Source organism: Variovorax sp. 01T439_2, from assembly GCF_056398445.1.
The window spans coordinates 1-3,419 of record NZ_JBFTPJ010000658.1; the positions used below are offsets into that span (position 1 = coordinate 1).

A 3,419-nucleotide genomic window follows, 5' to 3' on the forward strand; every position below is an offset into this window, starting at 1 on the left:
GGCCAATGCGCGCGGCCCCGACGTCGGCCTGCGCGCGCTGGAGGCCATGCCGGCGGCCGAGGTGCAAAGCTACCAGCCGTTCTGGGCCGCCCGCGCGCACCTGCTCGCGGCCGGCGGTGCGCGCGCGGCGGCACGCCAGGCCTACGACCGCGCAATCGGCCTCAGCAGCAACGCCGCCGTGCGCGCCTACCTCAACGCAATGTCGGAACGGCTTTGATCTTCTGGCGCCGGAGCGGTCAATCCGGCGGAGCGGCCACCGCCTCGCCCACCCTCTGCGCATCGAGCCGGCTGCCGCCCTGCGCCAGCGTCACACCGACCACCGCGTTGCCTTCGCCGCGCCGGAACCTGACCTCGGCGCCGATGGCGGTGACCGCGAAGCGGTCGCTGCCGATGGGCGTGAGCGCGTTGTAGCCCCGGCCCGTTTCGCGCACCAGCAGGCGGCCGCTGCGCACCGCAAAGCCCAGCGTCTTGGCCCTGTTGATGCGGAACTCGCCTTCGTAGTCCGCAAGGCGCTGCGGATCGATCGGCACCGGGGCGGTCGGCACCGGATAGCGGCTCTTGCCGATGGCCAGCATCACGGACTGAAGCGGCGCGCGCGCATTGCTGCCGAGCACGATCAGCGCTTCTGCGGTGTCGGGCGCAAGCAGCCACAGCGTGCGGTAGCCCTCGGTCACGCCGGCGTGGTAGTAGGTGCGCCGGCCGCCTTCGGGGCCGCGCACCATCACCGCATAGCCGATCTCGGCGCCTTCGTAGCGCGCGAGCGGCGTGAGCATGCGCACGGCCGCGGGGCCCAGCGGACCGCTGGCGCCGGCGAGGATCGCGCGGCTCAGCGTGAGCATGTCGGCCGCCGTGGAACGCAGCGCGCTGGCCGGCGCATAGGCCGCCATGTCGAGCAGCCGCTGGCGCCGGTCGCCGGCAAAGGCCGGTGCCATGCGCGAGGCCTTGTCGCCGAGCTGGATCACCGTGTCGTTCATGCCCAGCGGCTCGGTGATGCGCGCGCGCACCAGCTCGCCCCAGGTGGTGCCGAGCCGTTCGGCCAGGACCTGGCCCAGCAGCGCCATCCCGAAATTGCTGTACCCCGCTTCGCAGGGCGGCGCCGGCGCCGTGAGCCGGATGCGCGACAGCGCATCCCAGAACGCCGCCTTGTCGAAGGCACGGAACTGCGCGGCCAGCGCGGGCCCGCCGGCCACGCCGTCGGCCATCACGGGCATGCAGCCGGTGTGGGTCACGAGTTGGCGCAGCGTCACGGAGGCCACCGCAGGAGAGAGCCGCGCCGCCAACTTGCCGGCCAGCAGCTGGCCCACGGTGTCGTCGAGCTTCACCTCGCCACGCTCCACCGACTGCGCCAGCAGCAGGCCCGTGAACACCTTCGTCACGGAGCCGATCTCGAACATCGGCTGCTCGGCGCTGTTCGGCTCGATGGCGCGCGTTGCGCCTGACGGCTCGGGGTTGTGCGCCATGCCATAGGCGGCGTTGCCGCCGCGCAGCACGCCGACCACCAGCGTTCCCCTTTCGGCGCCCAGCGCCGTCTTCGCGATGGCGGCGGGATCGCTGGCCAGGGTGATGGGCAGCGGCTGTGTCCATGCGGCGGCGGCCGGCAGCAGGGCAGCAAGCCAGGCGGCCGTCCATCGGCGGGCCAAGGCGGAGCAAGAAAGCCGCATCGTGGAATTCCCCAGGCATCGAAGAGGCGCCATGGTGCCACGGCCGCGGAACTTCGCGCGCGCCGGCCACAATCGCGTCATGCGTGCCTTGCTCTCCACCTTCTCATGGCAGGAACTGCGCCACCATCCCTGGCGCAACGCCGCGGCCGTGCTGGCCGTGATGCTGGGCGTGGCGCTCGCGTTCTCGGTGCAGCTGATCAATGCTTCCGCGCTCGATGAATTCTCGAGCGCCGTGCGCTCGGTCAACGGCCAGCCTGATCTCGAAGTGCGCGCCGTGCAGGGCAGCTTCGACGAAGCGGTGTTCGCACGGCTCGCGCAGCATCCGCAGGTGGCGCTCGCGAGCCCGGTGCTCGAATTCCAGGGGCTCGCGCTGGCCGGCGAACGCCAGCTGCCGATGCGCGTGATCGGCATCGATGCGCTGGCGCTGCCCAGCATCGCGCCGGCGCTGATGCCGCAGCCCGGCAGGAATGCCGCGCGCTTTGCGATGCTCGCGCCGGGCCATGTGTTTCTCAACGCGGCGGCGCGCAGCGCCCTTGGGCTCCCGGCCGAAGCAACAGAAGGCCGCGTGGAGACGGTGCAGCTGCGCACGGGCGGCGGCGCCTGGCAGCGGCTCGAGGTGGCAGGCCACGTCGCCGCCGGCGGCGCGGCGCTGGCGGTGCTGGACATCGGGGCCGCGCAGGACCTGTTCGACAAGCTCGGCCAGCTCAGCCGCGTCGACCTGAAGCTCGCTCCCGGCACCGACCGGGCGGCCTTCACCGCATCGCTGCAGCGTTCGCCGGGCTGGCCTGCCGGCCTGCAGTTTGCCGAGCCCGGCGATGCGGCCGAGCGCGTGAGCAATCTCTCTCGCGCCTACCGCGTCAACCTGACGGTGCTCGCGCTGGTGGCGCTTTTCACCGGGGCCTTCCTGGTGTTCTCGGTGCTGGCGCTCAGCGTGGCCAAGCGCGCGCAGCAGTTCGCGCTGCTCGGCGTGCTGGGCCTGACGCCGCGCGAGCGCTTGCGCCTGGTGCTGACAGAGTCGCTGGTGCTGGGCCTGATCGGAAGCGCCGCCGGCCTTGCGCTGGGCACGCTGCTCGCAGCCTTCGCATTGCGCGTGCTCGGCGGCGACCTGGGCGGCGGCTACTTCGAGGGCGTGGCGCCCACGCTGCACTGGAGCAGCGGCTCGGCGCTGCTGTACGGCGGGCTCGGCGTGCTCGCGGCGCTGGTGGGTGGCTGGTGGCCCGCGCGCGCGGCGCAGGCGCCGCCCGAAGCGCAAACGCTCAAGGGCCTGGGCGCCGCACCCGTGCAGAGCCGCAGCCACTGGCCCGCGCTCGGCCTCATTGCCGCCAGCGCGGCGCTGGCCAACATGCCGGCTGTCGGCGGCATTCCGATAGCGGCGTATCTCTCGGTGGGCTGCCTGCTGGTGGGCGGCATCACCGCGCTGCCCTGGCTCATTGCGCTGCTGTATGACCGCATCGCGCCTGTGTTTGCAGAGCGCGTGCTGCCGATGCTGGCCATCGAGCGCGCACGGCGCATGCGCGGCACCGCGGCCGTGGCGGTGAGCGGCGTGGTCGCGAGCCTGAGCCTTGCGGTGGCGCTCACGGTGATGGTGGCGAGCTTTCGCGATTCGGTTACGCATTGGCTCGACGTGGTGCTGCCGGCCGATCTCTATGTTCGCGCCACCTCGAGCGGCCGCTCCGGCAATTCGGGCACCCAGAGCAGCAGCGACACGGCCACCTTTGCGCCGGCTTTCGTGCAGGCGCTGGCACGGCTGCCTGGCGT

2 protein-coding genes and 1 pseudogene are annotated in these 3,419 nt (G+C 72.4%); 2 read left to right on the plus strand and 1 reads right to left on the minus strand.

The genetic code is table 11. The annotated features are described in order from the left end of the window. Positions 1–217 (plus strand): annotated as a pseudogene (locus AC1DOC_RS25290) (RNA polymerase subunit sigma-70); the annotation flags it as partial. A gap of 19 nt (positions 218–236) precedes the next feature. Here AC1DOC_RS25290 and AC1DOC_RS25295 read toward each other — a convergent pair. Beyond that, complete coding sequence (locus AC1DOC_RS25295; RefSeq protein ID WP_478081345.1) at positions 237–1,640, minus strand: serine hydrolase domain-containing protein; 1,404 nt, start codon at positions 1,638–1,640, stop codon at positions 237–239. Positions 1,641–1,740: 100 nt separating this feature from the next. Here AC1DOC_RS25295 and AC1DOC_RS25300 point away from each other — a divergent pair. After that, the coding region (locus AC1DOC_RS25300) for an ABC transporter permease (protein ID WP_478130734.1) at positions 1,741–3,419 on the plus strand (1,679 nt) is incomplete at its 3' end.